The sequence below is a fragment of the Cellulomonas bogoriensis 69B4 = DSM 16987 genome (assembly GCF_000767165.1).
In the GTDB taxonomy this organism is placed as follows: Bacteria; Actinomycetota; Actinomycetes; order Actinomycetales; family Cellulomonadaceae; genus Actinotalea; species Actinotalea bogoriensis.
This window is the reverse complement of the sequence record NZ_AXCZ01000239.1, coordinates 1-3095: the sequence shown is the minus strand read 5'-3', so window position 1 is coordinate 3095 and position 3095 is coordinate 1. Positions and strand designations below refer to the sequence as shown.

Genomic DNA, 3095 nt, shown 5'->3' with positions numbered 1-3095 from the left:
TGACTACACCGAGGAGTCGGGGGCCGATCTGACGCGGAGGCTGCTCATGTCGACGCTGCCACCGACCGCGATCCTCTACGACAACGACCTGATGGCGCTCGCAGGTCTGCGTACGGCGCAGGACATGGGCGTGGACGTCCCCGGCCGGGTGAGCCTGGTGGCGTGGGACGACTCTGCGGCGTGCCGGTTGGCCAACCCGCCGCTGACGGTGATGGGTGTGGACGTCCACCGGTTCGGGCGAGACGTGGGTCAGGCGGTGATCGACCGGCTGGACGGTCGCCCGATCGCCGACCAGTGGTCGCCGGTGGCGCGGTGGGTCGAACGCGGCACGACGGCCCGAGCCCCGGCGACGGGGTGAGACCGGGCGCCTGAACTTACCAGCCCATGGCGACGGCTTTTGCCGTGCTTTTACCTACCGTGACTTTGGTCCCTACTCCTTGACGGGTTGGGGGGCGAGTCTTGGACGATCACAAGACCCGTTCTGGAGGTGGAACCGCCATGGCTCCTTCTGACGTCTCCCTTCTCGAGGCGCGCGCCACCGGTGTGGTCGGCGCCGGTCCCTCGGTCGACGAGCACGACGACTGGGTCGACTCCGGTGTCCCAGGGGTCCTGGCCCGCTGTCGCCGGCGGGTCGCCCGCGAGATCGACACGGGGGTGCCCGGCACGGCCTGCGCATGACCCCACCCCGCGTCGGCGCCTGTGCGCGAGCGCGGGAATAGCGGAGGGGGGCTCGCGGTTCTCGTCCTCGACTGGTTGAATGTTGTACCAACCTCGAGGCGGGAGAGCCATCATGATGCAGTTCGGAGTCTTCAGCGTCGGCGACGTGACCCGCGACCCGACCACCGGCACGATGCCCACCGAGCACGAGCGCATCGAGGCGATGGTGGCGATCGCGCGCAAGGCCGAGGAGGTCGGCCTCGACGTCTTCGCCAGCGGTGAGCACCACAACCCCCCGTTCGTGCCGTCCTCGCCCACCACGCTCCTGGGCTACGTCGCCGCCCGCACCGAGCGGATCGTGCTGTCCACCGCGACCACGCTGATCACCACCAACGACCCGGTGAAGATCGCCGAGGACTACGCGATGCTGCAGCACCTTGCCCAGGGCCGGGTGGACCTGATCATGGGCCGCGGCAACACCGGGCCCGTCTACCCGTGGTTCGGCCAGGACATCCGCAACGGGATGCAGCTCGCCGTCGAGAACTACGCCCTGCTGCACCGCCTGTGGCGGGAGGACGTCGTGGACTGGGAGGGGCGCTTCCGCACCCCGCTGCAGTCCTTCACCTCGACGCCGCGCCCGCTGGACGGCGTGCCGCCCTTCGTCTGGCACGGCTCGATCCGGTCCCCGCAGATCGCCGAGCAGGCGGCGTACTACGGCGACGGGTACTTCCACAACAACATCTTCTGGCCCGTCCACCACACCAAGCAGATGGTCGAGCTCTACCGCAACCGGTTCGAGCACCACGGCCACGGCCGTGCCGACCAGGCGATCGTCGGGCTCGGGGGGCAGGTGTTCATGCGGCCGCGCAGCCAGGACGCCGTCCGTGAGTTCCGCCCGTACTTCGACAACGCCCCCGTCTACGGCCACGGGCCCTCGCTGGAGGACTTCACCGCCCAGACGCCCCTGACGGTCGGCAGCCCCCAGCAGGTCATCGACCGGTACGCCGAGATGCGCGACCACGTGGGCGACTACCAGCGACAGCTCTTCCTCATCGACCACGCCGGCCTGCCGCTGTCGACGGTCCTGGAGCAGATCGAGATCCTGGGCGGCGAGGTCGTGCCGGTGCTGCGCAAGGAGCTCGCCGACGGTCGTCCGGCCCACGTCCCCGACGCGCCCACGCACGCCGCACGGGTCGAGGCGGCGGGCGGGCCGCAGGACGTGACCGTGTACGCCGACGTCGACGGCAGCCTGCTGGGCCGCGCCGACGGCACCCTGCACCGCCAGGTCGAGCAGCCCGTCGGTGCCCGGTGAGCACCACGCTGCGGCACCCCGGGGGTGAGGGGGACCGGGAGGGTGCCGTACGGGTCGCGGTCGTCTCCGCCGGCCTGCGGCAGCCCTCGAGCACCCAGCTGCTGGCCGACCGGCTCGCCGAGGGCACCCGGGACGCCCTCGGCGACCGGGACCTGCAGGTGCACGTCACCCAGGTCGGCCTGCGGACCCACGCCCAGGACCTCACCAACATGCTCCTGACCGGGTTCGCCCCGCCGGACCTGCAGACGGCGATCGACCACGTGGTGGACGCCGACGCGCTGATCGCGGTCTCGCCGATCTTCAGCGGCTCCTACAACGGTCTGTTCAAGTCGTTCTTCGACGTCCTGGACGAGGACGTGCTGGCCGGCGTGCCCGTCCTGCTCGCTGCGACCGCCGGGACCGCCAGGCACTCCCTGGCCATCGACCACGCGATGCGACCGCTGTTCGCCTACCTCAACGCCCTGGCGCTGCCCACCGGGGTGTTCGCGGCGACCGACGACTTCGGGAGCAGCAGCGGCGTCCGTGAGGACGACGTCGTCGCCCCCCTCGCCGACCGCGTACGACGGGCCACCCAGGAGCTCGCCGAGGTCGTCGCGTCCCGTCCGCGCCGCGCCGCCCACGACCCGATGGCCCTGACGGCGTCGTTCGAGGAGATGCTCCGCGGCAGGTCCTGAGCGTGCAACGACCGCCCCGGTCGCGGGGGCGGGCCCGCGCGGGCGTCCGGCAGGATGGTCCGGTGGTGACCGCCCTGGGGATCGATGTCGGCTCGACCAGCACCAAGGCCGTCCTGGCCTGCGTGGAGGGGGTCGAGGTCGGTGAGCTGGCCGTCGCGTCGCGGCCCACACCCGACCAGGTGACCGAGCTGCTGGCCACCGTGGTGGCCGTGGTGGCCGAGGTGCTCGGCCGTGGTGCCGTCCCGGACGTGGTCGGTGTCGCGTCCATGGCAGAGACCGGTGCCGCGCTCGACGCCGACGCCCGGCCGCTGACCCCCTTGCTGCGCTGGGACGGGCACCGTGCAGGCGCCCAGGCCGAGGGCCTCGCGCGCACCCTGGGGCGGGAGGAGCTGTTCGCCCGCACGGGGGTGCGGCCCGCGGCGAAGGTCCCGCTGGCGACCCTGGCGTGGCTC

At 72.0% G+C, this 3095-nt stretch carries 5 protein-coding genes; all 5 read left to right on the top strand.

Annotated features, from left to right (window positions below):
• Window positions 1–358, top strand: a 358-nt coding sequence (locus N869_RS13965; protein WP_035062586.1) for a substrate-binding domain-containing protein, incomplete at its 5' end; no start/stop codon positions are given.
• A 140-nt stretch (window positions 359–498) separates the two neighbouring features.
• Window positions 499–678 (top strand): hypothetical protein, encoded by a 180-nt coding sequence (locus N869_RS13960; RefSeq protein WP_035062584.1) that lies wholly within the window; start codon window positions 499–501, stop codon window positions 676–678.
• Between the two features lie 115 nt (window positions 679–793).
• Window positions 794–1969 (top strand): LLM class flavin-dependent oxidoreductase, encoded by a 1176-nt coding sequence (locus tag N869_RS13955; protein ID WP_052105595.1) that lies wholly within the window; start codon window positions 794–796, stop codon window positions 1967–1969.
• A complete protein-coding gene (locus N869_RS13950) occupies window positions 1966–2643 on the top strand; it encodes a CE1759 family FMN reductase (protein ID WP_232229765.1) in 678 nt (225 codons plus the stop codon). The genes N869_RS13955 and N869_RS13950 overlap by 4 nt, the downstream gene beginning before the upstream one ends.
• 62 nt (window positions 2644–2705) lie before the next feature.
• A partial coding sequence (locus N869_RS13945) for an FGGY family carbohydrate kinase (protein ID WP_035062583.1) occupies window positions 2706–3095 on the top strand: 390 nt, incomplete at its 3' end.